The sequence below is a fragment of the uncultured Campylobacter sp. genome (genome assembly GCF_938045405.1).
Taxonomy (GTDB): Bacteria; Campylobacterota; Campylobacteria; order Campylobacterales; family Campylobacteraceae; genus Campylobacter_B.
This window is the reverse complement of the sequence record NZ_CALIMW010000207.1, coordinates 1-1,026: the sequence shown is the minus strand read 5'-3', so window position 1 is coordinate 1,026 and position 1,026 is coordinate 1. Positions and strand designations below refer to the sequence as shown.

The window sequence follows — 1,026 nt, the reverse complement described above, 5'->3', positions numbered from 1 at the left end:
GCGCATTTTGGCGCTTTCTTTGCGCGCTATTTTTATTTCGTGTGTGGCTTTGTGCGCGGGCGCCACGGCTTGCGGGGCATTTTGAGGCAAAGTAAAGGAATACAGACTGGGTCATTGCTGAGCGCAATTTTGCGGCAGCGCAAAATTTACTTCGTCGCAAGATAACAAAGCGGATCAAATTTTACGTATTGCCCGCTGCGAAATTTTACGCCGCCGAAGAACATTACCACTTCGCAAAATCCCGTGTCGGCGTAGGATAGCGGCATTTTTTGGAAATTCTACGTGGCGGCGAGAGCTGCAGTGAATTTAAATCGCGATACGGGGATGGCCGCGCGGCGCAAAACTAAGCAGCTCGTCCATAAATTTTGCTTTTGTATAAAAATTTTGAGTAAAAATCCGGTAGCACGCCTTAGCAAGGCTATCGCGGCAGAATTTCGCGTGCTATGTCGGCAGAAAAACGCAGAAACCAAGAAAGTTCGCCATGCGCCTTATTTTGCTCGGTGAGAGGTACCCGCGCAAATTTCAGCCCGCAAGAGCGAACTTTTTGGAAATTTAGCGCATGCTCTTTCGCACAAGAGCAAAGTTGCGAACAAAAATAATCGCGCGAGATAACGTGCCGCGGCGAGGTTACGTGCAAAAACGAAAGTTCGCACAAGGCTAAATTTCAAAAACAAAGCCGTTTGGGTACCCGCTACGGATTGAAATTTCACGCAGCTCGCGTTGGAAAGAGTAGGCAGCGAGCAAAATTTCGCGCACTCTGTTTTGGAGTGAGTAAGCAACGATGAAATTTTACGCAGGATAAAATGGCTTGTCGCGAGGAAGCGCAGCTATTATTCGTGCAGTCGGACGGCGACGAAATTTACGCTCTACTTAGTGTAAACAGCGAGCGGAGTAGAGCGGCGCAGACTGCGGATGCGAAATTTTATAAGGGGTCGCCGATGCGAGATGTCATCGCCTCAAGGCAGCAGCTTGACGCCGCGGCGCGCGGACGATTGACCTTGGAGCAGATCGCCGCGATGATGCGAA

The 1,026-nt window shown here is 50.0% G+C and carries 1 protein-coding gene; it reads left to right on the top strand.

From position 1 onward, the window contains the following. Positions 1 to 803: 803 nt before the first annotated feature. Positions 804 to 1,026 (top strand): hypothetical protein (locus Q0140_RS08340; protein ID WP_297963671.1); only part of this gene is annotated, 223 nt, incomplete at its 3' end.